This is a genomic window from Microbispora siamensis (assembly GCF_016863095.1).
Lineage (GTDB): Bacteria > Actinomycetota > Actinomycetes > Streptosporangiales > Streptosporangiaceae > Microbispora > Microbispora siamensis.
Genome location: NZ_BOOF01000005.1, coordinates 394,193 through 418,629, shown reverse-complemented (window position 1 = coordinate 418,629; position 24,437 = coordinate 394,193). Strand labels below are relative to the sequence as shown.

The 24,437-nt window shown below is 70.9% G+C and carries 23 protein-coding genes; 14 read left to right on the top strand and 9 right to left on the bottom strand.

The annotated features are described in order from the left end of the window. The first annotated feature begins 40 nt into the window (after positions 1 to 40). Both Msi02_RS08370 and Msi02_RS08365 read left to right on the top strand, forming a co-directional pair. On the top strand, positions 41 to 640 hold the full coding sequence (locus tag Msi02_RS08370; protein WP_204047794.1) for a hypothetical protein: 600 nt from the start codon (positions 41 to 43) through the stop codon (positions 638 to 640). Between the two features lie 246 nt (positions 641 to 886). Continuing rightward, positions 887 to 2,704 carry a tetratricopeptide repeat protein gene (locus tag Msi02_RS08365; RefSeq protein ID WP_204047793.1) on the top strand — a complete coding sequence of 606 codons (1,818 nt, stop codon included), beginning with the start codon at positions 887 to 889 and terminating at the stop codon, positions 2,702 to 2,704. Positions 2,705 to 2,767: 63 nt separating this feature from the next. Here the strand turns inward: Msi02_RS08365 and Msi02_RS08360 are convergent, their stop codons facing one another. After that, positions 2,768 to 3,670: a VOC family protein gene (locus Msi02_RS08360; protein WP_204047792.1), complete on the bottom strand. Its 903-nt coding sequence runs from the start codon at positions 3,668 to 3,670 to the stop codon at positions 2,768 to 2,770. A gap of 178 nt (positions 3,671 to 3,848) precedes the next feature. Here Msi02_RS08360 and Msi02_RS08355 point away from each other — a divergent pair, with 178 nt between their 5' ends. Beyond that, entirely contained in the window at positions 3,849 to 4,517 is a 669-nt protein-coding gene (locus Msi02_RS08355; RefSeq protein WP_204047791.1) for a HEAT repeat domain-containing protein, read from the top strand. Positions 4,518 to 4,523: 6 nt separating this feature from the next. Further along, positions 4,524 to 5,528, top strand: coding sequence for a HEAT repeat domain-containing protein (locus Msi02_RS08350; RefSeq protein WP_204047790.1), 1,005 nt, complete (start codon positions 4,524 to 4,526; stop codon positions 5,526 to 5,528). A gap of 140 nt (positions 5,529 to 5,668) precedes the next feature. Here Msi02_RS08350 and Msi02_RS08345 read toward each other — a convergent pair whose 3' ends face one another. From Msi02_RS08345 to Msi02_RS08330, 4 genes are all read right to left on the bottom strand, one after another. Then, the gene (locus Msi02_RS08345) at positions 5,669 to 6,952 is read right to left on the bottom strand and encodes an MFS transporter (protein ID WP_204047789.1); all 1,284 of its coding nucleotides are present in this window, start codon (positions 6,950 to 6,952) and stop codon (positions 5,669 to 5,671) included. After that, entirely contained in the window at positions 6,949 to 7,512 is a 564-nt protein-coding gene (locus tag Msi02_RS08340) for a winged helix-turn-helix domain-containing protein (protein WP_204047788.1), read from the bottom strand. Before Msi02_RS08340 ends, Msi02_RS08345 begins: the two co-directional genes overlap by 4 nt. Before the next feature lie 228 nt (positions 7,513 to 7,740). Then, positions 7,741 to 9,147, bottom strand: coding sequence for a Re/Si-specific NAD(P)(+) transhydrogenase subunit beta (pntB, locus tag Msi02_RS08335; RefSeq protein WP_204047787.1), 1,407 nt, complete (start codon positions 9,145 to 9,147; stop codon positions 7,741 to 7,743). A gap of 2 nt (positions 9,148 to 9,149) precedes the next feature. After that, positions 9,150 to 10,712, bottom strand: coding sequence for a Re/Si-specific NAD(P)(+) transhydrogenase subunit alpha (locus tag Msi02_RS08330; protein WP_204047786.1), 1,563 nt, complete (start codon positions 10,710 to 10,712; stop codon positions 9,150 to 9,152). 529 nt (positions 10,713 to 11,241) lie between these two features. Here Msi02_RS08330 and Msi02_RS08325 point away from each other — a divergent pair. Together Msi02_RS08325 and Msi02_RS08320 are read left to right on the top strand one after the other, a co-directional pair. Continuing rightward, positions 11,242 to 12,465 carry a putative hexosyltransferase gene (locus Msi02_RS08325; protein ID WP_239108225.1) on the top strand — a complete coding sequence of 408 codons (1,224 nt, stop codon included), beginning with the start codon at positions 11,242 to 11,244 and terminating at the stop codon, positions 12,463 to 12,465. Between the two features lie 79 nt (positions 12,466 to 12,544). Then, positions 12,545 to 13,273, top strand: a complete 729-nt coding sequence (locus Msi02_RS08320; RefSeq protein WP_204047785.1) for an SAM-dependent methyltransferase — start codon at positions 12,545 to 12,547, stop codon at positions 13,271 to 13,273. Positions 13,274 to 13,279: 6 nt separating this feature from the next. Here Msi02_RS08320 and Msi02_RS08315 read toward each other — a convergent pair whose 3' ends face one another. Further along, on the bottom strand, positions 13,280 to 13,711 hold the full coding sequence (locus Msi02_RS08315; protein WP_204047784.1) for a hypothetical protein: 432 nt from the start codon (positions 13,709 to 13,711) through the stop codon (positions 13,280 to 13,282). Positions 13,712 to 13,855: 144 nt separating this feature from the next. On the opposite strand from Msi02_RS08315, the gene Msi02_RS08310 reads away from it, so the two are divergent. From Msi02_RS08310 to Msi02_RS08290, 5 genes are all read left to right on the top strand, one after another. Then, positions 13,856 to 15,901: a GAF domain-containing sensor histidine kinase gene (locus tag Msi02_RS08310; protein WP_204047783.1), complete on the top strand. Its 2,046-nt coding sequence runs from the start codon at positions 13,856 to 13,858 to the stop codon at positions 15,899 to 15,901. Next, positions 15,898 to 16,536, top strand: coding sequence for a response regulator (locus Msi02_RS08305; protein ID WP_143737023.1), 639 nt, complete (start codon positions 15,898 to 15,900; stop codon positions 16,534 to 16,536). The genes Msi02_RS08310 and Msi02_RS08305 overlap by 4 nt, the downstream gene beginning before the upstream one ends. 163 nt (positions 16,537 to 16,699) lie before the next feature. Next, the gene (locus Msi02_RS08300) at positions 16,700 to 17,311 is read left to right on the top strand and encodes an FMN-binding negative transcriptional regulator (RefSeq protein WP_204047782.1); all 612 of its coding nucleotides are present in this window, start codon (positions 16,700 to 16,702) and stop codon (positions 17,309 to 17,311) included. A gap of 141 nt (positions 17,312 to 17,452) precedes the next feature. Further along, the gene (locus tag Msi02_RS08295; RefSeq protein ID WP_204047781.1) at positions 17,453 to 17,974 is read left to right on the top strand and encodes a S1 RNA-binding domain-containing protein; all 522 of its coding nucleotides are present in this window, start codon (positions 17,453 to 17,455) and stop codon (positions 17,972 to 17,974) included. Between the two features lie 254 nt (positions 17,975 to 18,228). Then, positions 18,229 to 18,891: a hypothetical protein gene (locus Msi02_RS08290; RefSeq protein ID WP_204047780.1), complete on the top strand. Its 663-nt coding sequence runs from the start codon at positions 18,229 to 18,231 to the stop codon at positions 18,889 to 18,891. Positions 18,892 to 18,959: 68 nt separating this feature from the next. Here the strand turns inward: Msi02_RS08290 and Msi02_RS08285 are convergent, their stop codons facing one another. Further along, positions 18,960 to 19,607, bottom strand: coding sequence for a hypothetical protein (locus Msi02_RS08285; protein ID WP_204047779.1), 648 nt, complete (start codon positions 19,605 to 19,607; stop codon positions 18,960 to 18,962). 181 nt (positions 19,608 to 19,788) lie between these two features. Between Msi02_RS08285 and Msi02_RS08280 the strand changes: the two genes are divergently transcribed. Beyond that, positions 19,789 to 20,883: a winged helix DNA-binding domain-containing protein gene (locus tag Msi02_RS08280; RefSeq protein ID WP_204047778.1), complete on the top strand. Its 1,095-nt coding sequence runs from the start codon at positions 19,789 to 19,791 to the stop codon at positions 20,881 to 20,883. A 16-nt stretch (positions 20,884 to 20,899) separates the two neighbouring features. Here the strand turns inward: Msi02_RS08280 and Msi02_RS08275 are convergent, their stop codons facing one another. After that, on the bottom strand, positions 20,900 to 21,712 hold the full coding sequence (locus tag Msi02_RS08275; RefSeq protein ID WP_204047777.1) for an ABC transporter permease: 813 nt from the start codon (positions 21,710 to 21,712) through the stop codon (positions 20,900 to 20,902). Then, positions 21,709 to 22,464 (bottom strand): ABC transporter ATP-binding protein, encoded by a 756-nt coding sequence (locus Msi02_RS08270; RefSeq protein WP_204047776.1) that lies wholly within the window; start codon positions 22,462 to 22,464, stop codon positions 21,709 to 21,711. The genes Msi02_RS08275 and Msi02_RS08270 overlap by 4 nt, the downstream gene beginning before the upstream one ends. A 163-nt stretch (positions 22,465 to 22,627) precedes the next feature. Here Msi02_RS08270 and Msi02_RS08265 point away from each other — a divergent pair, with 163 nt between their 5' ends. Both Msi02_RS08265 and Msi02_RS08260 read left to right on the top strand, forming a co-directional pair. Continuing rightward, on the top strand, positions 22,628 to 23,806 hold the full coding sequence (locus tag Msi02_RS08265) for a sensor histidine kinase (protein WP_204047775.1): 1,179 nt from the start codon (positions 22,628 to 22,630) through the stop codon (positions 23,804 to 23,806). Then, positions 23,781 to 24,428 carry a response regulator gene (locus Msi02_RS08260; protein WP_239108224.1) on the top strand — a complete coding sequence of 216 codons (648 nt, stop codon included), beginning with the start codon at positions 23,781 to 23,783 and terminating at the stop codon, positions 24,426 to 24,428. The genes Msi02_RS08265 and Msi02_RS08260 overlap by 26 nt, the downstream gene beginning before the upstream one ends. Positions 24,429 to 24,437: the final 9 nt, after the last annotated feature.

The window sequence follows — 24,437 nt, the reverse complement described above, 5'->3', positions numbered from 1 at the left end:
TCGCGCACAGCGCCTGGCGCTGCACACCATGGAGGAGACCATGACCGTGAACGTGAGACGTCTCGCCGGATGGGCGCTCATCGTCGGCACGATCGTCGCGGCGGCGGGCTACCTCGCCGCCAACCTGCTCGCGCCGGGCAGCGGCGAGGAGGTGTTCCGCTACCAGAACTGGCCGCTGTTCGAGGGGATCGCACTGGTCGGGGACGTCGTCATCGCGCTGGGGCTGCCGGTGATCCTGACCTTCGCCGGGCGCGCGCCGAAGCTGCACATCGCCGGCTACGTCGGCGTGTTCGCCGCGCTGGTGATGCTCAATGTCGGCGAGGGCACAACTGAGGCCTTCGTCAAGCCCTATCTGGTCGGCCACGGCGGCATCCCCGCGGAGGAACCGGCGGGCTTCGCGGTCTTCGAGGGTGTCGCGCTCCTGACGCTGGTCGTCGGCTCGATCTGCCTCGGCATCGCCGTGCTGAGGGCGCGGACGCTGCCGTGGTGGATCGGGGTCGCGTTGATCGTCTCGTGCCTCCTCGGCGCCCTCGGGCTGCCCGGGGCCTGGTTCCTGGTGCCGGACCTCGTCTTCTTCGCGGCGCTGTTCGCCATCGGCATCGTCGCCTTGCGGGGGCGGCCGGACCGTACCGCGGTCTGATCGTTTCAGACGGCGACCTCGCCGCCTTGGACAAGCTCGCCTGATCAGGCCCCTCTGCGGGACGACGAGGGCCGCGGTCGGTATCGGATCCGATCAGTGCGGGCGTACAGTCCGAGACGGTCCGCCATTTCCGGTGAATGCGCGCCGTGAAGGGTACGGCCGCGTGGCGGACAACCGGAAAGCCGGCGAAAGAGCGCCGGTGGGATTGGGACGCCCGACAGCGACGACGCTCACTGGAGGCGTGTGATGACGCCCGCTCGCCCGGCCGTTCGCCGCGGTGCTCGTTATGCCGCCGCGCGCAGACCTGCGACCGGAACGCAGAATCCTTCCCTGCAATGGCAGATTCTGTTCCTGATCGTCGCGGGAGCCTTCGCCGTCCACGCCAACGGCCTCGGCAACGGTTTCATCTATTTCGACGATCCCGAGGGCGTGGTGGACAACGTCTCCATCCGGGAGTTCAGCGGGGCCAACATCGGCCACTGGTTCACCACGCCGCTGCAGTTCATGTATACGCCGCTGGTGTACGTGTCGTACGCGATCGACTTTCTGTTCGGCCACGGCGCGATCGGCATGTACCACTTCACGAACCTGATACTGCACCTGGCCAATGTGGTGTTGGTGTTCCTGCTGTTCCGCCGGCTCACCGAGCGTGCCTTCCTGGCCTGCTTCGTCGCGACGGCGTTCGCGATCCATCCCGTGAACGCCGACACGGTCGCCTGGATCTCCGCCCGTAGCAACCTGCTGGCCACGCTCTTCTCACTGGCCGCACTCCTGGTCTACCTGCGTTACATCGGGTCACAGCGCTGGCAGCCGTTGGCCTGGTCCGTGGTCCTTTTCGGGCTGGCCGCGCTTTCCAAGTCGACCGCCGTCGCGCTTCCCCTGGTGTTGTTCCTGGTGGACCACGTGCAGGGCCGCAGGCCGAACCGGCGTCTGTTCCTGGAGAAGATGCCGTTTCTCGTCGTCGCCGCGATCACGGTTCTCGTCGCACTGAACGTACGGCAGGATGTGATCCCGCAGCACGGGTACACCGTTGCCGACCGGGTTCTCCTGACCTGCTCGGCGTTGGTCAACCATCTGGTGCAGGCGATCTTCCCGTTCCGCCTGTCCCTCGCCTACGAGTACCCCCACACGCCCTTTCCCTGGTACCTCTACCTTCTCCCGTTCGCGCTCGCAGCCGGGACCGCCGCTTTGCTGCTGGTGAGGCGAGCTCGCGGAATCGTCGTCTTCGGACTCGGGTTCTTCGCGGTCACCATCGCGCCGACCCAGGCCGTTCTCCTCATCGACGGCTACCACGCGAACAGATATGCGTACCTGCCGTATCTCGGCCTCTTCCTCATCGCCGGACATTTCGCGGACACAGCGCTCCGGCACCCTGATCGCAGGCTGCGTGTCGGCGCGATCGGGGCGACGGCGGTGTTCGTGATCCTCTTCGCCACGCTGACCGTCATCCGGAACACGGCCTGGCAGAATACGGAAACCATCATGAGCGACGCCATCGCCAAAGAGCCCGGCGTTGCGTTCACGTACAACAGCCGGGGCATCGCCAGGTTCCGCGACGGAAACCACACCGGCGCCACATCGGATTTCGAGCGCACCGTCGCCCTTGACCCGGACTTCGTCCTGGCGCACCATTACCTCGGCCTGATCAAGTACCACGACCGCGACTACACCGGGGCACTCGGCGAGCTCGACTACGAGGTGTCGCGGCTTCCGACCTTCCCCGCCGCCTACAGCGAGCGCGGTAAGACCAAGATCGCTCTGGGCGATTACTCGGGCGCGTACGCGGACCTCTCCACGGCCATCGCCTATGACCCACAGCTGGCAGAGGCCTACTACTCCCGGGGAGTGGCCGGGATCGCGCTGGGCAACCCGCGTGGGGCGATATCCGATCTGAACGCGGCGATCGGACTGATTCCGCAGTACGCCGACGCCTATTACCAGCGTGGCGTGGCCGAATCCCGGCTGGGCGACACCGGCGCCGCCTGTGCCGACTGGAACGCGGCGGTGTCCCTCGGGAATCCCGATGCGAACAGATCCCTCACCGACGACCGCTGCGCCGGTTGACCGGGCGGCCCCGGCGCGTCTCCTCGAGACCTCGCCCCAGCGCGGGCTCACTCGGCTATGTCCTCAGTCGTAGGTGGAGATCTCGATGAGGTTGTGGTCCGGGTCGCGGATGTACAGGCTGGTGATCGGGCCGAGCGCGCCGGTCCTGGGGACCGGACCCTCTTCGATGGGCACGCCCACGGCGTTCAGATGCGCGGCCACCTGATCCAGGGGTGAGTGGGTGATCAGGCAGAGGTCGGCGCTGCCCGGCACGGTGCGGAGGGCGTGCGGCCGGATCTCGTGCCCGGCCCGGTGCAGGTTGATCTTGCTGGAACCGAAGGCGAGCGCGTGGCGGCCACCGCTGAAGGTCACCGGCTCCATTCCGAGGGCGTCCCGATAGAAGTCGATCGTCCGGGGGATGTCGGCCACGGTCAGGACCAGGTGATCGAGGCTAGCGATGCGGACGGCGAAGGTCTCCTTGACGGACTCCCAGGCGACCGGTGGCAGGAGGTGCCGGTTACGGGCGAAGAACGCGTGAAGCGCGGGCCCGTGTTCCGCGCGGATGTCCGCGTTGTGCCGGGCGACGTCGATCTCGTTCGCGGCCGTGATCAGGATGAACGCCCGGAGTTCGGCGTCGGAGGGGTCGACCGGCTGGCCCGTGAAGCGGTCCACGAAGCGCAGGGCGGGGTAGGTGGCTGCGCGGTCGCAGGAGGCGTAGAGATACACCAGCGCCTCGGCCGGGGCCCCGATCACCGCGGCCAGCACGGCCCGGTCGGCGAGGTCGAGGAGCCGGTGGCCGAAGCCGTCCGTGCCGTAGGCCGCGTGGCACAGACCGGCGAGTCGCACCTCTTCAGGCGCGTCCCAGTCCTCGAGCTGGGCAGCGACGCGGTGCAGGTGCTCCAGGAGCGTGCCGCCGGGGTGAGGGATCTCGGCGGCGCCCTTGGAGGCGAGGAATGCTGTCGAATCCGTGAAGGTATCCGCTGTCATATTCGCCTTGTATACACCGGCGGGTGAGACCGACGCGGGTCCGGACAGGGATCAGGCGGCGGAGTCCGCGCCGCCGTGACCGTCGGCTCGTCGAGGGTGCCCCGACATGTCACGGCGTGGCCCCGCTTGACCTTGACACAGTGACAAGGCCTTCACTGTGGCCACGGAGGTGATCCCGATGACCACGCCAAAAGAGGACACGAACACGTCGCGAGTTCTTCAAGGGCTTGAGAACAGCAGCTCGTCGGTGCGGCTGCAGGCAGTGCTGGCGGTCGGCACGGCCCCGGACCCGCGGTTCATCGACAAGCTCATCGAACGGTGCGCGATCGAGCCCGATTTCTACGTGCGCGACATGCTTACCTGGGCGCTCACCCGTCACTCGTCATCGATGACGGTTCCGAAGCTCATCGACGAACTTCGCTCGGAGCGTGCGCAGGCGCGAAGCCAGGCGTTGCACACGCTGTCCAAGATCGGGGATCGGCGGGCATGGCCGGCGATCACGCGGGCGCTGCTCACCGACGCCGACGACGAGGTGGCGCGGAGTGCCTGGCGGGCAGCGGTCGTACTCGCGCCGGAAGGTGAAGAATCCGAATTGGCCGGGGTGTTGGCGACGCAGCTCGGACGCGGCGAGCGTGAGACGCAGTTGAGCCTCAGCCGGGCGCTGATCGCGCTCGGTAAGGTGATCATGCCGACCCTGCGCGCCGCGATGACGAATCGCGACCCTCGCGTGCGTCAGCACGCGATCGCCACGGAACGGCTGTTGCGCAACCCGGATGCGGGATTCGAGTACGCGATCGAGGAGGCGAAGCGCGTTTCGGTCCTCGGCACGGCCGGCCAGGAGGGGTGACAGGCGGTGTTGATCGGCGATGTGGCACGACGGTCCGGGGTCAGCGCCCGGATGCTCAGGCATTACGAATCGCTCGGCCTGGTGCGGCCAACGGGTCGTACCGAGGCCGGCTACCGGGAGTACTCCAGCGAGGACATCCGGCGAGTCTTCCATATCGAGAGCCTGCGGTCATTGGGGCTGTCGCTGCGTGAAGTCGGGCGCGCGCTGGACGACCCCGGCTTCACGCCCTCGGAGCTCGTCGCCGATCTCATCCGCCAGACGCGAGAACGGATCGCGGCCGAGACGGAACTGCTCACGCGGCTGCGTCGGATCGGTGCCGCGGAACCCGCCGACTGGGAGGACGTCCTCCGGATCGTGGCACTCCTCCAGGCCTTGGGGTCGGAGAGCGCGGGGAAGCGGCAGCGCGCGGCCTTGTCGTCGGTCGAAGAGGTTCCGGCGCCGGTGGAAGCCCTGGTCGAGGCGGCGCTGAACGAGACGGACCCGAACGTCGCCGGAGCCCTTCGATGGGCTCTGGCGCAATCGGGCGACAGCGGAGTGCCGCTGCTGGCGGAGGGACTCGAGTCACCGGTAGCCGAGGTGCGGAAACGTGCCGTCCAGTCCATCGCCGAGATTCCGGACGGTGCGGCCACCGCACTGCTGCGGCGCGCCCTCGCGAACTCCGACGTCGTGGTTCGCAGGTGTGCGGCTCTGGCGCTCGGGGCACGTGGAGTGGCCGACGCGGTCCCGGCGCTCATCGACATGATCGTCGAGGGGGCGAACGACGTCGATGCGGCCGACGCACTGGGCGCGCTGGCGAGTGATGCCGCGCTGGCCGACCAGATCGCTACCGGGCTCGTCGACCGCCTCGCCCACGGCGGCATCGAATCGTCGGCACGTCGACGGCTGACACAGGCGCTCGCGGACATCCCGGGGATCACGGCGTCGCGTGCCCTCGCAGATCTGTCGAACGACGAAGACCGTGCCGTTGCGCTTACCGCCACATACATTCTCAAGCTCCGCGACGCACGATGAAGGTGGCTCCGCAACCGGAGGCGCCAGGAAGCGCTCCAGCGGGTGCCCTGCCGCCCCGGCCTGCTCGACCATCCAGCGCCGACGCCTCCGTGATCTGTACTAGCGACCTGTCCGGCGACGAGCCCAGGGCGCGCTTCTGATCATCTCGGGGCGACCGGTGCGGCATGGTCGACAGGACGGGGGAGGGCGGGGAAGTCGCGTAGGCGGCGGAATGGGCTGAGCAGCAGGATGGCGACCGAGAAGAGCTGGATGACGGCCATCAGCTCCAAGGTCTCGCGTACGCCGATCGCATCGCCCAGCAGGCCGCCGAGCAGCCCGCCGAGGGGGATCGCGCCGTAGTTCAGGGCCGAGGCGCTCGCGGTGATCCGTCCGAACAGTTCGGCCGGGCAGTAGCGCTGGCGGAAGGTGCTCGTCAGGATGTTCGACGCCACGATGCCCAGGCCGGTGCCGAAGCCTGCGGCGGTGAAGAGCGCCAGTCCCATGCCGCCGCTGCCGATCGGTCCGAGCAGGGCCATCGGTGCGGCGAGCGCCTCGCACAGCAGGAATCCCCGTGCCGTTCCGAACCGCGCGGCCATCCGCCCGGACAGCGCGGCGCCGAACAGGCCGCCGGAGCTTGCCACCGCCAGCACGACACCCACCTGTCCTGCCCCGGCGCCGAGATCCCGGGTGAGGAACACCACCTGGATCGAGGAGTAGCCCACCAGGGCGATGTTGGACATCGCGCCGAAGGCCGTGAGGGTGCGCAGGTATGGGTCGCAGACGACGAACCGCAGCCCGTCGAGGATCTCCGCGCGCAGCCGCGGTCGCGCCGGACTCTCCCGGCGGGTCTCGCGCGTGCCCACGGAGCGCAGGCACAGCACGGCGATCGCGAAGCTGACCGCGTCGGCCAGCACGCCGCTGACCGCGCCGAACCATTGCGCGAGCAGCCCCGCCAGCCCGGGACCGGCGATCTGCGCGGCCGATTCGCCGCCCTGGAGCTTGGCGTTGGCTTCCAGCAGCCGCCGGCTCTCGACCAGCATGGGCAGGTACGCGCGGTAGGCGAGGGTGAAGAACACCTTCGCCGCCCCGCCCGCCGTGGCCACAACGAGCAGGTGCGTCGTCGTCAGCGCGCCGGACCATGCCACGATCGGCACGCTCGCGAACACCACCACGGACACGATGTTGCACACCAGCATCACCGGCCGTTTCGGCATCCGGTCCACCCATGCGCCGGCGGGCAGTCCGACCAGCAGCCACGGCAGCCAGGCGGCCGCGGTCAGCAGCCCGACGGTGAGCGGGCTCGCGTGCAGTGTCACCACGGCGACCAGCGGAAGCGCCACCCCGCCGACGGAACTGCCGAGCACGCTCGTCGTCTCGCCGATCCACAGGAGCCGGAAGTCGCGCGTCCCCAGCGGACCGCCCCGGACCACCGGCGTCGTGGTCACGGCCGGCCCGGTACGGCGCGGACGGTCAGGAAGACCAGCTTGCGCTCCTGCCCGTCGTCGGGGACCTCCCGGTCGGCCAGCGAGGCGAACAGGGCGAAGATCTTCTCTTCCAGTTCGGCGAGCTCGGTGACCGACAGCCTCGCCCAGTGGTCGGTGGTGAACGCCGCTCGCCGCCACGCCTCCGGGTAGCCGTCGCGCTCGGCGAACCACTGCCGTACGAGGGCGGTCTGCCGGTCAAGGACGAGCGATTCCGCCGCCGCGGCCACGGGATCGTCGGGGAAGTCCGACGCCGACCAGCTGAGAACCTCCGGCGACCTGCGCCACCAGCGTTCCCGGCGGTCACGCGCGAGCTCGGGGACCTCCTCGACGAGTTCGCTCGCGGCGAGGACCTTCAGGTGGTGGCTGATGTTGCCGACGGCCTGCCCGGTCCTGTCGGCGAGCACCGACACCGTCGAGGGCCCGTCCACCCGCAGGATGTCGAGCAGCCGCCGGCGCAGCGGATGGGACATCGCGGCGAGCACCTTGGAGTCGCGCACTTCACGCGTTGGACGATCACTCACCCGCTCACCCTAGGCGTACAAGAGTTGTTGTTCAACGACTCTTGTCGAACAGATCGCCTGGGTGTACGAGCAGCTTTTTACGGGGTTTCGCGACTTCCACGCGACGGCCTGGTTCGAGCTCTACAGCCAACTCGGTTTCGGACTGACGAAGCTCGAGTACGGGTGACCGCGGCCGGGAGGCGTCGTCCTCCCGGCCGGAAACGGCGTTCGTCGGCAGGCAGGCCGCCGTCAGAGTGCGGAGACGATCTCCTCGACGCGTTGCCTGGCGTCGCCGAAGAGCATCCTGCTGTTGTGCCGGAAGAACAGCGGGTTCTGCACTCCTGCGTATCCCGTGGCCATCGACCGTTTGAAGACGACGACGTTCTCCGCCTCCCACACGCGCAGGACGGGCATCCCGGCGATGGGGCTGTCCGGGTCCTCGACGGCCCCCGGATTGACGGTGTCGTTGGCGCCGATGACGAGGACGACCGACGTGGTGGCGAAATCGTCGTTGATCTCGTCCATTTCGAGGACGATGTCGTACGGCACCTTGGCCTCGGCGAGCAGGACGTTCATGTGACCGGGCAGGCGGCCGGCGACCGGATGGATGCCGAAGCGCACCTCGACGCCGCGTTCCCGCAGCTTGCGGGTGAGGTCGGCGACCGGATACTGCGCCTGCGCGACCGCCATGCCGTACCCGGGGGTGATGACGACCGACTTGGCCTCCTTGAGCAGGTCGGCGGTCTCGGTGGCGGTGATCTCCCTGTGCTCGCCGTAGTCGTGGTCGCCGGCGGGCCCCGCCTCGATGCCGAAACCCCCGGCGATCACGGAGATGAACGAGCGGTTCATCGCCTGGCACATCACGTACGACAGGTAGGCACCGGACGAGCCGACGAGGGCGCCGGTGACGATCAGCAGGTTGTTGTCGAGCAGGAACCCGGACGCCGCGGCCGCCCATCCCGAGTAGCTGTTCAGCATCGAGACGACGACGGGCATGTCCCCGCCGCCGATGGAGGCGACCAGGTGCCAGCCGAGCAGCAGCGCCACGGCGCTCAGCGCGACGAGCAGCCCGAGGTTCGGGGAGATCACGAAGAGCACGGTCAGGACCGCGAACGCCGCGAGCGCGCCCAGGTTCAGGGCGTTCTTGCCCGGCAGCATCATCGGGCGGGAGTCGATCCGGGCCGACAGCTTGAGGAACGCGACGACCGACCCGGTGAAGGTGAGCGCCCCGATGAACACGCCGATGGACACCTCGGCGTGGTGGATGCCCAGCAGCGAGCCGGGAACCTCCGCCTGCGCCCCACCGCCGTTCTCGACCTCCAGGAAGCCGTTCCACCCGACCAGGACGGCGGCGAGACCGACGAAGCTGTGCAGTACGGCGATCAGTTCCGGCATGGCGGTCATCTCGACGATCCGGGCCCGCCAGAGCCCGACGGCGGCGCCGATCGCCATCGCGGCCAGGAGCAGGACCACCGCCATGGCCTCACCGCCGTCCGCGGCGAGGACGACCGTCGCGGCGAGCGCGATGACCATGCCGGAGACGCCCAGTACGACGCCAGAGCGTGCGGTCTCGTGCTTGGACAGGCCGGCGAGGCTGAGGATGAACAGCAGGGCGGCGACGATGTAGGCGGCCTGCGCGGCCGTGGCGAGGGTCACGGTCAGCTCCTCGTGAACATGCCGAGCATGCGCCGGGTCACGGCGAAGCCGCCGACGATGTTGACGCTCGCCAGCAGGATGGCGACGAACGACAGGACGGCGACGACCGTGTCGCCCTGGCCGATCTGGAGCAGCGCGCCGACGACGATGATCCCGGAGATGGCGTTGGTGATCGACATCAGCGGTGTGTGCAGCGCGTGGTGGACGTTGCCGATGACGTAGTAGCCGATCACGATCGACAGGACGAAGACGGTGACGTGCTCGATCAGCGCGTTCGGGGAGAAGGCGGTCAGGAGGAACAGCGCGGCGGCGACGGCGGCGGTGACCAGATGGCGCCGCCGTCCGGGCGGAGACGGCGGTCTCCCGGCGGGAGCCGCCGCCGTTCCCTGCACCGGGGCCGAGGGGGCGGCGGGGGCGGGGGCCGCGCTCACCGGCACGGGCGGCGGCGGCCAGGTCTTCTCGCCGTCGCGGACGACGGTCATCGCGCGTTGCACGACGTCGTCGAAGTCCAGCACGAGCCGGCCGTCCTTGCCGGGGGTGAGCAGCTTCATCAGGTTGACGACGTTGGTGCCGTAGAGCTGCGAGGCCTGCGCCGGCAGCCGCCCCGCGAGGTCGGTGTAGCCGATGATGGTCACGCCGTTGCCGGTGACGACCGCCTCCCCGGGACGGGTGCCTTCGACGTTCCCGCCCTGCGCGGCGGCCATGTCGACGATGACACTGCCCGGCCGCATGCGCGCCACGTGGTCGGCCGTGAGCAGCCGGGGGGCGGGACGCCCGGGGATCAGGGCGGTGGTGACGACGATGTCCACGTCGGCGGCCTGCTCGGCGTACAACTCGGCGGCGCGGCGGTCGTAGTCCCGGGAGGTCTCCCGGGCGTACCCGTCCGTGCTCGCCTCCTGGGCGACCCCGACGTCGAGGAACTCCGCGCCCAGCGAGCGCACCTGCTCGGCGACCTCGGGACGGGGGTCGGTCGCCCGTACGACCGCGCCCAGGCTGGTCGCCGTGGCGATGGCCGCCAGTCCGGCCACGCCCGCCCCCGCCACCAGGACCTTGGCCGGGGGGACCTTCCCCGCCGCGGTCACCTGGCCGGTGAAGAGCCGCCCGAACGCGTGCGCCGCCTCGATGACGGCGCGATAACCGGCGATGTTCGCCATCGAGCTGAGCACGTCGAGCGCCTGCGCCCGGGAGACGCGCGGCACGGCGTCCATCGCGAGCACGGTGATCGGCCGTCGCGCGAGCGCGTCCACCAGGCCGGCGTTCGCCGCCGGGCCGATCAGGGAGACGAGCGTGGCGCCGTCGTGCAATGCCGCGATCTCGTCCGGCGTCGGCGCGTTCACCTTCAGCACGACGTCGGCGTCCCACGTCTCGTCGTGGCCGGCGATCCGCGCCCCGGCCCTGGCGTACGCGTCGTCCGTGAAGCCCGACCGTCTGCCGGCGCCCGATTCCACGATCACCTCGTAGCCGAGCGAGACCAACTGCGGGACGGTGGCCGGGGTGGCCGCCACGCGTGTCTCGCCCGGCGCCGATTCGGCGACCACGCCCAGGCGGTGCGCTGAGTGACTCATCACGATCCTTTCTGTCGGCAGGGTCGTCGGGTTGGCCGACCCTGAGGTCGCCGCCGTCCTCCGCTCACTCGTGGGTCGCGGTGGTATGGCACGGTGGCATGCCACGCGCCGCCGTACGGGCGGCGGTGAAAGGGATGGATGCGATTTGAGGCGAATAACGGGGAAATTGTCCCGACTTTCCCGTACAAGGATCAAGGGATACCCGCCGGCAGTTGCCCACCACGGCATGACTCCTCGGATCTCCCGTTTCCCCGGGCCCTGCAATTTTCATCCGCGACACCGGCTTATGCCGGCTTATCCGGCGGAAACCCGAGTTCACCGGCGGCTCATGCGGGCGGCGCCGAAATCGCCCTGGCGCGGGACCTCGGGCGCTTGACATCATTGCCGATCATGAGCACGGCCGCCGCTCGCTTCGTACGGCCCGGGGGAACAGACGACAGGGGAGCGGGCGGCGATCCGGGGGACGGCCCCGTTTCGAGGCGGAACGACATCCGCGGCGAGGGCCGGCAGGTGCGAGAGGAGACGGCACGTGACGGCTTTCGTCGAGGAAGCTGAGCACGACCCCGAGCACGGGGAACGAACGGGGCCGGACGCGGAGGCTCCCGGGCAGGCGAGTCTCCCCGAAGGCGGGGTCGCCGCCGAACCGCTGCGGCGCAGCGCCACCGTCCGGGACGCGCTGCTGCTGTGGGTGGGCACCAGGGCCGGCATGCTCCTCGTGGCGGTCTACGGGATCCTGATCGTCTCCGGTCAGAACCACGCCCCGCTGCTGGAGCGGTGGAAGTTCTGGGACGTCGACCTGTTCCGGAAGATCGCGGAGTTCGGCTACGACGGCGACCCGAAGCTGGAGCCCGATCCCGGGCTGCCGGCGTTCTTCCCCGGCCTGCCGCTGGCGCTGCGGCTGGTCCACCTGGTGGTCGACGACTGGACGCTGGCCGGGCTGATCATCTCGTTCGTGGCCGGCGCGGTGGCCGTGGTGGCGCTGGCCCGGCTCGCCGATTTCGAGGGGCCCGCCGGCGCGGGACGCTGGGCCGTCCTGGCGCTGCTGCTGTGTCCCCCCGCCGTCTTCCTGTTCGCCGGCTACTCCGAGGCGCTCTTCCTCGCCTTCGCGCTGCCCGCCTGGCTGGCGGCCCGCCGCCGCGCGTGGCCGCTGGCCTGCGCCCTGGCCGCCGGGGCGTCCTGCGTACGGATCACCGGCCTGTTCCTGGCCGTCGCGCTGATCGTCGAGTTCGTCGTGAGCCGCATCCGGAGGGACGGCTGGGCGGGCTGGTGGCGGGGGGCCTGGCTGCTGCTGCCGTTCGCGCCGATCCTCACGTATGCCGCCTACCAGCACTCCCGTACGGGTGACTGGCTGGCCTGGAACAACGCGCAGCAGACCGGATGGGGGCGGAAACTCGTCTGGCCCTGGGAGGCGTTCCGCACCACGTGGGACTCGACCGGCGGCGACGGCGGGTTCGCGCCGATGTTCCGCCTCGAGATCGCGGCGGCGATCGTGGGGGTGCTGCTGCTCGTCTGGCTGCTCGTCACCCGCCGCTGGGCCGAGTTCGTCTACGTCGGGCTGCAGGTGGGCGCGCTGATCACCTCCACGTTCTACATGTCGATCCCCCGGTCGGCGCTGCTGTGGTGGCCGCTGTGGGTGCTCATCGGCCGGGCGGGCGCCCGCCACCGGTGGTCGATCGTCCTCTACGCGACCGTGATCGGGCCGCTCATGGTGCCGATGATGATGTCCTTCCTCAACAGCTCCTGGACCGGCTGACCCGCCGCCGCGCGACGACGGCCGGGGCCGCCGGAAAATCCGGATGCGGGCGCTTCGCCTGTCTTGGAAGCATGGCGGGGTGGATCGACAACTGCTCAGCGCCATCGCCCATCGTGATCACCCCATCGCCGCGCCCGTCTCGGCCGCCAACCTCGATCGGCTGCTGCGCCGCGCCGCGCTGCCGGAGGGAGCCCGCGTCCTCGACCTGGGATGCGGCGAGGGCGAGTGGTCGCTCCGGGCGCTCGAACTCGTTCCGTCCGCCCACGCCGACGGCGTGGACATCTCGCCGCACGCCGTGGCGGCCGCGAACGAGGCGGCCGTCAGGCGAGGGCTGGCCGACCGGCTGACGCTGCACACGACGCCGGCCGACGCTTTCACGGCCGCCCAGCCGTACGACCTGGCGCTGTGCGTGGGCTCGACGCACGCCTTCGGCGGGCTGACGGAGACGATGGACGCTCTGGCCCGGTTCGTACGGCCCGGCGGCCTCGCCCTCGTGGGGGAGGGGTTCTGGGAGCGCCCTCCCGCTCCCGAGGTCGCCGAGGCCATCGGCGAATATCCCGATCTCGCGGGCACGGTGGAGTCCGCCGAATCCAAGGGGTGGCTGACCGTCTACGCCCACGTGAGCGACCTTGCGGAGTGGGACGAGTACGAGTGGTCGTGGACCGGCACGCTGGCGCGATGGGCCGCGGACAATCCAGGACCCGACGGTGAGCAGGCCCTCGCCGTGATGAGGGAGCACCGCGACATGTGGCTCAACGGCTATCGGGGTGCTCTCGGTTTCGTCACCCTGCTCCTCCGGCGCGTCTGACCTCCGTCAGCGGCGCAGCAGCCGTACCAGGCGGAATCCCGCCAGGACGCCCACTCCGAGGTGGGCCGTGACGAGGGCGATCTGGAAGACCCGCTGACCCGCGGTGAGGTCGGCGGCGTAGCCGCCGTCGTAGAAGCCGGACATGAAGGCGAGCACTCCGGCGATGACCAGGAGGACCGAGGCGGGGACGGCGACGCCGCGGTGACGCCGGGTCGCGCCGATGACCAGCAGGACCTGCGCGATCATCATCGGGATCGGCGCCGACAGCCGCGCCTGCGGCCCGAGGGCGTCGAGAAGTGTCGGGCTGAGGCCGGCGGACAGGGAGATGATCGCGCCGGCGACGTCCATGGCGAGCAGCAGGCCCACGCCGGCGACGAGCGCGGACGAGAGCGGGCGAGCGGCGGGAACGGTGGTGGGTGTGGTGGCGGGTGCGGACATGTCGTCTCCTCGAAGAACGCACGGGATGGTTGCGTATTCGAGGGTCCGGCGGAGGACGTCCGGCCGGCATGAGCCGCCGGTCCTCCGCGGGACGGGACATCTCGTCCCGTGACGACGGGACGTGCGGGTGGCAACATCCCCCTCATGACGGACAGATCGGCTCGGCGCGCCGCCGTGGCTGCGAGTGCGCTGCTCGTCCTGGTCCTCGGGACGCTGGTCGTCGAGCCCAGGCTGCGGCAGCTGGGCGTGACGGGGATCGTCGAACGGTTCGACGCCTTCCGCGCGGTCGCGGCGCTGTCGTTCGGCGTGCCCGGCCTGTTCGTGGTGGCGCAGCGGCCGGGGAGCCGGGTCGGCTGGGTGATGGTGGTCGTCGGCACGGCCCAGGCGCTCGGGCTCGCCCTCGGCGCGTACGGCCTGCTCGGCATCAACGGCGGCATCAACGGCGGTCTCAACGGCGGCATCAAGGGCAGCCTCGACGGCGGCGCGGTCGGTGGCGGCACCGGCCTGCCTGGGGACGACTGGGCGATGTGGGTGTCCAACTGGCTGTGGATCCCCGCCTATCTGCTGGTCCCGACGATCTTCTTGCTGATCTTCCCGGACGGCCGGCTCCCCTCACGCCGATGGTGGCCCGCGCGGGCCGCTGCGTACACCGGCATCGGGGTGCACACGCTCGACTGGATGGCCCGCCCGGTGACCTACGAGCAGGTCCCCGGGCTCTTCCCCAAGGGGTACGCCGGTGTGCTGGCCGGACTCACCGGGGTCCCGGACGCCCTCAGGACCGCGGGCACGGTGTGCACGGTCGGCGCGGTGCTCGCCGCGGTCGGCTCGCTCGTCGTCCGTTACCGGTCCGCGGGGGAGGAGGTGCGGCGGCGGCTCCAATGGGTGCTCGCCGCCGCGCTGCTGACGGTGGGCCTGCTCGGCGTCGCGCTGTTCGTGCCGTGGGGGCCGGTCATTGTGGCGTTCGCCGCCGTCCCGCTGCCGGTGGCGGTGGCGGTGGCCGTCGTCGCGCACCGCCTGTGGGACCTCGACCTCCTGCTGTCGCGCGCCCTCGCGTTCGGCGCCGTCAGCGTCGCCCTGCTGGCCGCGTACGCCCTGGTCGCGGCCACACTCGGGAACGCGATCGGCTCCGGGGCGTCCGCGCTGATCGTGGCGCTCGCGGTGCACCCCGTCTATCTGCGGGTGTCCGCCGCCGCGAACCGCCTCGTGTACGGCGACCGCGACGACCCGGCGCGCGCGCTGCGCCGGCTCGGCGTACGGCTCTCGGACGCGGGAGCGCCCGGCGACCTCCTGGAGCGGATGGCCGCGGAGGTGGGGCGGGTCCTGCGCATGCACTACGTGGCCGTCGAGGAATCGGGCGCGGTCGTGGCCTCCTGGGGCCGCCCGGGCGGCGTCGGCGCCGATGTGACGGAGCGCGTTCCGCTCCTCTACCAGGGCGAGCCGGTCGGCACGCTCGTGCTGGGGGAGCGGCTGCGCCCCAAGGACCGTGCGCTGCTGGCGCAGCTCGCGCCGCACGTCGCGGTGGCCGTACGGGCGCACCGCCTCGGCGCGGACCTGGAGCGTTCGCACGGGCGGCTGCTGGCGGCCCGGCAGGAGGAGCGTGACCGGCTGCTCTACGAGCTCCACGACGGGGTGGGCCCCACGCTGGCGGCCCTCGCGCTGCAGGTGGACCGGGGCAGGCGCCTGGTCGACACCGACCCCGAGGAGGCGAAACGGGTGATGGAGGAGCTGTCCGGCCGCATCCGCGGCACGGTCGAGAACGTCCGCGCGATCGTCAACGACCTGCGCCCGCCGCCCCTGGACACTCTGGGGCTCACGGGCGCGCTGGCCGAGCTCGGCAGGGGCTTCGCGGGTGATCTCGCCGTCGAGGTGGAGGTCCCGCCCGACCTGCCCGCCCTTCCGCCGCCGGTCGAGCTGGCCGCGTACCGGATCGCGGCCGAGGCCATGACGAACGCCGTACGGCACGCCATGGCGTCCCGGTGCACGGTCAGCCTGCGGGCGGGCGACGCGCCGGACGTCCTGGAGTTGCGGGTCGACGACGACGGCGTCGGGGTGGGGTCGCCCGCCCGCCACGGGTTCGGCCTCGCCTCCATGAGGCGCCGGTCCGAGGAGCTCAACGGCACCTTCGAACTGCTCGACCAGGCCGGGGCGGGCACGCACCTGGTCGTACGGCTCCCGCTGGCGGTCCGATGATCCGCGTCATGGTGGTGGAGGACCACCCGGTGTTCGCCGAAGGGCTGGTCGCGCTCTTCCGCGATCTGCCCGAGGTGGAGGTCGCGGGGGTGGCGAGCACCGGCGAGGCGGCCGTCGAACTGGTGGACCAGGTCGCTCCCGACGTCGTCCTGATGGATCTGCACCTGCCGGGCATCAGCGGCATCGAGGCGACGTCGCGGATCACGGCCCGGCACCCCGGCGTGGCCGTGCTGGCCCTGACCATGCTGTCCGACGACGCGTCGATCCTCGCCGCCGTACGGGCCGGCGCCCGCGGCTACCTGCTCAAAGAGGCGACGCCCGCGGACATCGTGCGCTCGCTCGAGGCGGTGGCCTCGGGCCAGGTCGTGTTCGGCGCTGCGACCGGAAGCCGGGTGCTGGCCGCTCTCACCGCGTCGCCCGTACGGCCCCGGCCGCTGCCCGAGCTGACGGAACGGGAGGTGGAGGTGCTCGACCTCGTCGCCGCGGGTCTCACCAACAACGCCGTCGCGCGGCGCCTGTATCTGAGCGAGAAGACCGTGCGCAACCACGTGTCGAACATCTTCGCCAAGCTCGGCGTCTCCGATCGGGCCGCGGCGGTGGCGCGCGCCAGGGACGCCGGCCTCGGCGGCCGGTAGGAACGGGACTCGGCGGTCGGTGGGAACGGGCCTTATCGGCTGCGGGCGGGCCGGTGCTGCGCCATGAGGATCGATCGTCCACGGGGTGCGATCGGCCTCGGTGCGCGGTGTGACCTGCCCGTCCCTCGGATTTGTCCGGATTGTTGGTGAGTAAAGTGAGGCTGTGCTGATTCACCCCTGGGACGCCGCCACGGACGAGGAGGCGCTGGCCTTCGTCCGCGCGAACGAGTTCGGCCACCTCATCGCGTCCGGACGCGACCGCGATGTGCCGGTGGTCGTGCCGACGCAGTTCCTCCTCGCCGACGAGTCCACGATCCTGCTGCACCTCGCCCGGCCGAACCCGATCTGGTCGGCGATCGAGGAGAACCCCGCCGTGGTCATGGCCGTGGCCGGCGACTGGGCGTACGTCGAGGGGGCGTGGAAGGCGCTGCCCGGCACCGACGAGAATCCCCGGCTCGGCATCCCCACGACGTACTACGCGGCCGTCCAGCTGGTCTGTCACGCGGAGATCGTCGACGACCGCGACGGGAAGCTCGGAATCCTGCGCGCCCAGCTCGCCCGCCTGGACCACGGTCTCGCCGACCCTGCCGAGCACCACCGGAGCCTGCCGGGCATCCGCGGCCTCCGGCTGGCCGTCCAGAAGGTCAACGGCAAGTTCAAGTACGGCGGGAACGTGGACGAGGACCACCGCCGGTACGTCGCGGAACGTCTCGCGGAGCGGGGCGGGCCCGGCGACCGTGCTGCGCGCGACCACCTCCTGCGCCGGCTCGGCTGACCCACGGAGAAACCACGTGCTCGGTGCCGTCACAGGACCGTGCGGACTGGCGCATCCCCTGGCTGGCGAGACCGGCGTTCCCCAGGGCCGCGCCGGGCCGATTCCTCAGCGCACACCCCTCGTCGGCGAAGGAACGATGACATGCCGAACCCAGCGCTCAACGAGCGAGAACTGGCCTATCTGCGAACACTTCGCCGAGGTCAGCGCATCACGGGAAGAGTCATCGAGATCGCCGACTTCGGCGTGACCTTCGTGGACATCGGCGGCTTCACCGCCATGATCAATATCCCTGAGCTGTCGTGGCGGCGCATAGATCACCCGGCGGATGTCGTCGCCGTCGGCCAAGAGGTCACGGCCGAGATCCTCGACGTCGATGTCGAGCGCGGGCGGGTGCCGCTGTCTCTCAAGGCGCTCCAGGAAGACCCGCTGATCGACCTTCGGCAGCGGATCGGCCGCACGGTCACCGGCCCCGTTACCAAGGTCGTTCCCATCGGCGCCTTCGTCCGCATCGAGGACGTGAAGAACGGGTTCGAGGGACTCGTACCCAGGTCCGAACTGGCCGACAGGGACGTGCGGCACGGCGACGTCCTGACGGTCGAGATCGTTCGCGTCGACGTCACCCGACGGCGGATCGAACTCGCCCTCCCCACGAGGCGAGCATGAGAGGCCGCCGCGGGAGCCACGGCGCCGTTGACGCGGACCGGGAGGCGGCCGCATTCCTCGCAGCCACGGCACTCGTCGAAATCCGATCCCTGGCAGGGAAGGTCCGACGCGAAGAGGAAGGGGTCTCACCGGCCGCTGTTCTCGACCGCATCAGGTTCCTGGCCGACCTCTGCCACAACATGCCGGGGCTGGCCATGCCGTCCTCTCGGCAGGACTCCCGTACGAACCCGCGTACGAGCACCCGGGAGCGCGCGATGGCCGAACGACCTATGAGCTGGACGTGGAACACCGCCGGCGCGGAAGGGCGCACATGGATCCTGGAGCGACTCGATCAGGCCGGATTTCGCTGGACGCCCCCGCCTCCGCTTCCGACTCCCCGTAAGGGCGGCCCGCCACGCCTCGGTCTGCGGCAGCGATTGGGCGTGCCGGAACGCTGGCCCGTACGAACCCCTGCCGGGCGCCCGCCGCTTCCTCGGCAAGCACGTGTTCTCAAGACGCTGGATGCCGACGCCATGTGCGCTATCCACGACGAAGCCGCAACGCTTCGGCTCGGCCTCGGCGGAGGCGGGTCGTGGCTGCGTGCCCACCTCGATCCGGAAAGTGCCCACTACCTGGTGCCGGACCCGGCGGACTACTACTGGCCGGACCCCGATGGGAAGATCCGCTGGTGGCAATGCCGGACGCTGCTGCGCATGGCCGACGGCGAACAGGTCAGCAGTTCGGTCGCCGTACTCCCCGAAACCTTCACCGCACTGCCCTCCAACCTTTCCCGCAGGCGGCAACGCAGCCTGGTTCACCTCGCTCGGGCCATCGAACGAGACACCGGCCTTTGGGGCCAGGACCACAAGACCGAATGCAGCCCAGAAAGCTGCGGCTACACGCCGGACTCCGACAGCTCGAAGTCCCGGGGTGAGTAGGAGACGGTATGCGGCAAAGGGGTGCCAGGCGGCTACCGGATCCGGGACGACAGAGCATGCGCGGCGTCTCAGGCGTCCCCGATGAGCGCGAAGGCGAACGCGAGACGCCGATCCAGCCATTCCTTGCGGATCCTGACGTGGGCGCTGCCCTCCGACGTCATCACGATCTCCTCACCGGACCGCCATTCGAGCGAACGGGATCCCCGGCCCAGGTCCGACAGATCGGGGCCGGCAAGCACGCCGTCGAGGGCCCCGTGCAACAACCGTTCGGCCGCGCGCCCGGCGACGTTCTTGAGGCTGCCGCTCACCCACTCGTTGCGCCCCGTGATCTCCGGATGCCCCGGCTGCTCGATCCGCCAGGTGTGCCGGAACGGGCACTTCGGCGGGATCCGCTTCACGGTGCCGATGACCTGTCCCTGGCCGTCGTGCACGACGTGGTGGCGCTCTCCGTCCACCTCCCGGGGAGCCGCCACGTAACAGAGCAGGCGCCGCTGGGTCGTGTCCTCGAAGAGGGTCAGCTCCGGAGCGGCGGGCAGCCCCCGGAGTTGCCCTGAGGCGAGATACGCGCAGGGGGCGAGGACCTTGTCGAACTTCCCTCCTCGGGGCACCCGTACGGCACGCGCCCCCAGGCTCGCCGTCTTGCGCTTGGGCGTCTCCGGGCGCTCCACCCTGCTGACGACGAACTCCCAGACCTCCGTCCACGCGACGGGTTCCACCGGCGGCTCATCGGCTTTCCCGGACCTGCCGAACGCCACGGCTGCCTCCTGATCCCTTGATCTTCCAGGAAGCGACAACTCTAGCCTCAGGGTGTCCACCGGCGACCGCCACCTCCGGGACGTCCGGCCGTGAGTTATCGGGGGTGCGCGACTTGTCGTACCCGAGGTGTAGAAGTGTGACGTGGTTGCTGAGACGACCTGGGCGCAGGTGCTCGCCTGGAGGCTGAGACGGCAGTTCGTCGAGCCCGCGGGCGGCGGCGACGCGGTGGCGATCGCCCGGCGATTGTGCGGGGTGCAGGCGCAGGTCGCCTCGTCGGCGGCGCTGGCCGTGGCCGTACGGCACGCGAACCCGCGTCCGGGAGAGATCGAGGACGCCCTGTGGCGTGACCGCACGCTCGTCAAGACCTGGACGATGCGCAGCACGCTCCACCTCCTCCCGGCCGACGAGTTCCCCGCCTACCGCGCCGCCCTCGGGTCGCTCCGGTTCTGGGAGAGGGCCTCCTGGCAGCGCGGCCACGGGGTGTCGGCCCGGGAGATCGAGGCCGTCGTGGACGCCGTTCCGCGCGCGTTGTCCGGCGGGGTGCTGACCCGTGAGGAACTGGTCGAGGCGGTCATCGAGGTGACCGGGGACGCCCACCTGAGAGAGGCCCTCACGTCCGGCTGGGGCGCGCTGCTCAAGCCGCTCAGCTTCCTGGGCGAGCTGTGTTACGGCCCGCCGCGCGACCGCAGGGTCACCTTCACCACGCCCGCCGACTGGCTGCCGGGCGGCCGGGGGGAGGCGCTCTCGCCGGAGGAAGGGGGAGTGCGGGTGCTCCGCGCGTTCCTCGGCGCCCACGGCCCGGCCACTCCCCGGATGTTCGACGCCTGGCTGTTCCGCGGTGTCACGCCGAAGGCCGTCCTGCGCGGCTGGTTCGGGGAGTTGGAGGGTGAGCTCGCGCAGGTCGAGGTGGAGGGGATGCCCGCCGTGCTGCCGGCGGAGCTTCTGGACGATCTGCTGGCCTGCCCGCCGTCGGAGGACGTGCATCTGCTGCCCGGCTTCGACCAGTTCATCCTGGGGGCGCCGCGTGACCTGGAACCGCTCCTGCCGAAGGCCGTGCGGCCCAAGGTGAGCCGGACGGCCGGGTGGATCTCACCCGTGGTCGTCCACCAGGGCCGGGTGGCGGGCGTCTGGGAGGCCAAGGAGGGACGTCCGGTCGTCGAGCTCTTCGAACCGGTGCCGGAGCACCTCCTGGCCGTGGAGACCGACCGCGTCGCCACGCTCCTCGGCTGCCTGTAGCCCAGGCTGCGGCCGGTCAGGTCACCTCCTTGCGGAGCACGCGGACCAGGCCGGCGGCCATGGGAAGGACGATCCAGAAGGCGACCGACGTCGCGAGCCGGGCGCTCTCGGCCCAGGTCATGTCGCCGCTCGTCAATGGGGCGGCGGTGGTGTTGAGGTCGAGCCACTCGGCGAGGGTCGCGCCGACGGAGCCGAGTCTGCCGACGACGGCCCACAGGACCGGGGTCGAGAGGTTGATCACGATCGCGGCGGGCGCGTTGAGGAGCAGTGCGCCGAGGGCGAGGCCCGCCGCGGCCACGAGGACGTTCCCCCCGGTCCAGCCGAGCAGCCCGAGAGGCCGGACCTCCCAGGTGGCGGGCATGTTCCGGACCCCGGCCACGACGGCCGTGGCCGGCACCGCGACCAGCATGGCGAACAGCGAGAGCGCCACCGCCGCGAGCAGGGGCGGCAGGCATTTGGCGGCGAGGACGCGATGGCGGCGCGGTTCGAGCACGAAGGTGGTCAGCGCCGTGCGATGCGCCCACTCGCCGGTCACCGTGAGGATGCCGAGCACCGGGAGCAGGGTGCCGAGGGCAATCCCCGCCGTGCCCACCAGGGTCTGCAGCTTCGGCCCGGCGACGGCGCCGCGCGCGACGACGGATGCGACCACCAGCCCGACCATGATCAACGAGATGATCGTGCCGCTTCGGGTGTCGACGAGCTTGCGGGCTTCGACGATGAGCAGTCTGCGGAACGGGATCGGAGTGTCGGCGGTCATGTCGTCGTCCTTCGTGACGGGGCTCGATCCCGGCCCCGCGATGTCGTCCAGGTGATGCGCGGCGCGGGTCATGCGGCGCCCCGGCCCGCGTCGATGCCCGGGGACGCGCCGCCGCCCGGGCTCCGGTCCGTGTGCGCGGTCAGTTCGAGGAAGGTCTCCTCGAGGCCGCGGCCCCGGCTCAGCTCGTCGACCGTGCCCTGGGCGAGCACGCGTCCACGGCCGATCATCACGATGTGGTCCGCCGCCTGTTCCACCTCGTGCAGCAGGTGTGAGCTGAGCAGCACCGCGCATCCGGCGTCGGCGAGGTCGCGCAGCAGGCGGCGCATCCAGTGGATGCCCTGGGGGTCGAGACCGTTGGCGGGCTCGTCGAGGACGAGCACCTCGGGCTCGCCGAGCAGGGCGTGCGCGATGCCGAGCCGCTGGCGCATCCCGAGTGAGTAGCCGCCGATCGTCCGCCGGCTCTCCCGTTCGGTCAGCCCCACCAGGTCGAGCACCTCGCCGACCCGGGTCCGCGGCAGTCCGAGGGCCATCGCGCCGAGCGTCAGCACCTCCCTGCCGGTGCGGCCCGGATGCTGGGCCCCGGCGTCGAGCAGGGTGCCGACCCGCAGGCCCGGGCAGGCCATCCCGGCGTACGGCAGGCCGAGCACGGTCGCCGAACCGGAGGAGGGGCGGGCGAGCCCCACCAGGATGCGCAGGGCCGTCGATTTCCCGGCGCCGTTGGGCCCCAGGAAGCCGGTGACGCTCCCGGCCCCGACGGTGAAGGTCACGTCGTCGAGCGCCTTCACCTTTCCGTAGATCTTGCTGACGTGGTTGAACTCGATCACGCCGCCCAGTCCACCGTGAGGGCGGACGCCGCCGCATCGGACCGGGGTACGCCGTGGTTCGACGCGGGGCCCGGCCTTTCGCCCGCGGGCGATACCTACGGTTGTCCACAGGTCGACCCAGGTCGCTAAAACCTGTTCGGCGTGGTCCCTAAGCTGTGGGGCTGTGCGCGGCCGACCGGACTACCAGCCACCCCTGGACAGGCAGGGTGTCGCGCTGCGTTACCTGTGCGCCGTGGTGCCGATGCTCTTCCACGGCACTGTGCTGGCCTGGCTCGTCCTGCACGACGGCGGCCGTCTCCCGCAGGCGCTGATCGACACGGCGCTCGGCCTGATCGGGCTGGTCCTGATGCGGTGGCGGCGCCGGTGGCCGTGGCAGATCGCCCTGGCGACCGCCTTGCTGACCGCGTTCTCGGCCACGGCGACCGGCCCCGCGCAGGTCGCGTACGTGTCCCTGGTGACCCATCGCCGGTGGAGCCGGACGATCCCGGTCGCGGCCGTGTCCGTGGTGTGCCTGCTGGTGAGCGGGGCTCTGGGCGGCATAGACCAGGCCACCGTCGTCTCCTCGGTCTCGGGGCTGACGATTCTCGGCGGGCTGACCGTGTTCGGCCTCTACCTGCGGGGACGCCGCGACCTGGAGCTGTCCCTGCGCGAGCGGGCGCGGGCCGCCGAGCGTGAGCAGCGGCAGCGGATCGACCAGGCGCGGCTGGCGGAACGGGTCAAGATCGCCCAGGAGATGCACGACGTGCTCGCGCACCGGATCTCCCTACTGGCGATGCTGGCCGGCGGCCTGGCCTACCGTACGGACCTCGGCCCGGAGCAGACACGCGAGGCCGCGCTGGCCATCCAGGAGAACGCGCACCAGTCGCTCAACGAGTTGCGCACGGTGCTGCGCACCCTTCGCGACGACGGCGCGGTGGAGGCGCCGCAGCCCGATCTGGCCCATCTGGACGCGCTGTTCGGCGAGGTCCGCGCCGCCGGCCAGCGGGTCGAGGTGGACGACCGCATCGACGGCCGGGAGTCGCTGCCCGCGCAGACGGGCCGGCACGCCTACCGGATCGTGCAGGAGGCGCTGACCAACGCGCGCAAGCACGCGCCGGGCGCCAGGGTCACCGCGGAACTCGGCGGACGGCCGGGGGAGGGCCTGCGGATCCGGGTGACGAACGCCGCACGCCCCGGCTCGGTTCCCGGACCGGGCGGCAGGCTGGGCCTGGTGGGCCTGGCGGAGCGGACGAAAATGGCCGGCGGCACTCTCACCCATACGATCCAGGACGGGCGATTCATCCTTGATGTCCGATTGCCATGGGAGGCTGCGGATCGTGACCCGGCTGGTGATAGTGGATGACGACGCGATGGTGCGGACCGGGCTGCGTCTCATCCTCGGCGGAGAAGCCGACTTCGACATCGTCGGCGAGGCCGAGGACGGGCTTCGCGCCATGGACGTGATCAGCGACCTGCGCCCCGACGTGGTGCTGCTGGACATCCGGATGCCCAACCAGGACGGGCTGACCACCACCGAGCTGCTGCGGGCCCAGCCCGGCCCGCCGCGGATCCTCGTGCTCACCACCTTCGACGCCGACGACATGGTGCTGCGGGCCCTGCGGCTCGGCGCCGACGGCTTCCTGCTGAAGGACACCCCACCGCCTCGGATGATCGAGGCGGTCCGTGCCGTGGCGAAGGGCGAGCCCGCGCTGTCGCCGAGCGTCACCCGGCAGGTGATCGCCGCGGCGACCGGCGGGCCCGGACCGGCCCTCCCGGCGGCGCGGGAGGAGCTGGGCAGGCTCACCGAGCGCGAACTCGAGGTCGCGGTCGAGGTGGCCCACGGCAGGTCCAACGCCGAGATCGCCGAGCGTCTCTATATGAGCGTCGCCACCGTGAAGGCGAACATCACCAGGATCTTCGCCAAGCTCGGCACCGACAACCGCGTCCAGGTGGCGATGAAGGTGCGCGACGCCGGTCTCCTGTGAGCGCCACTT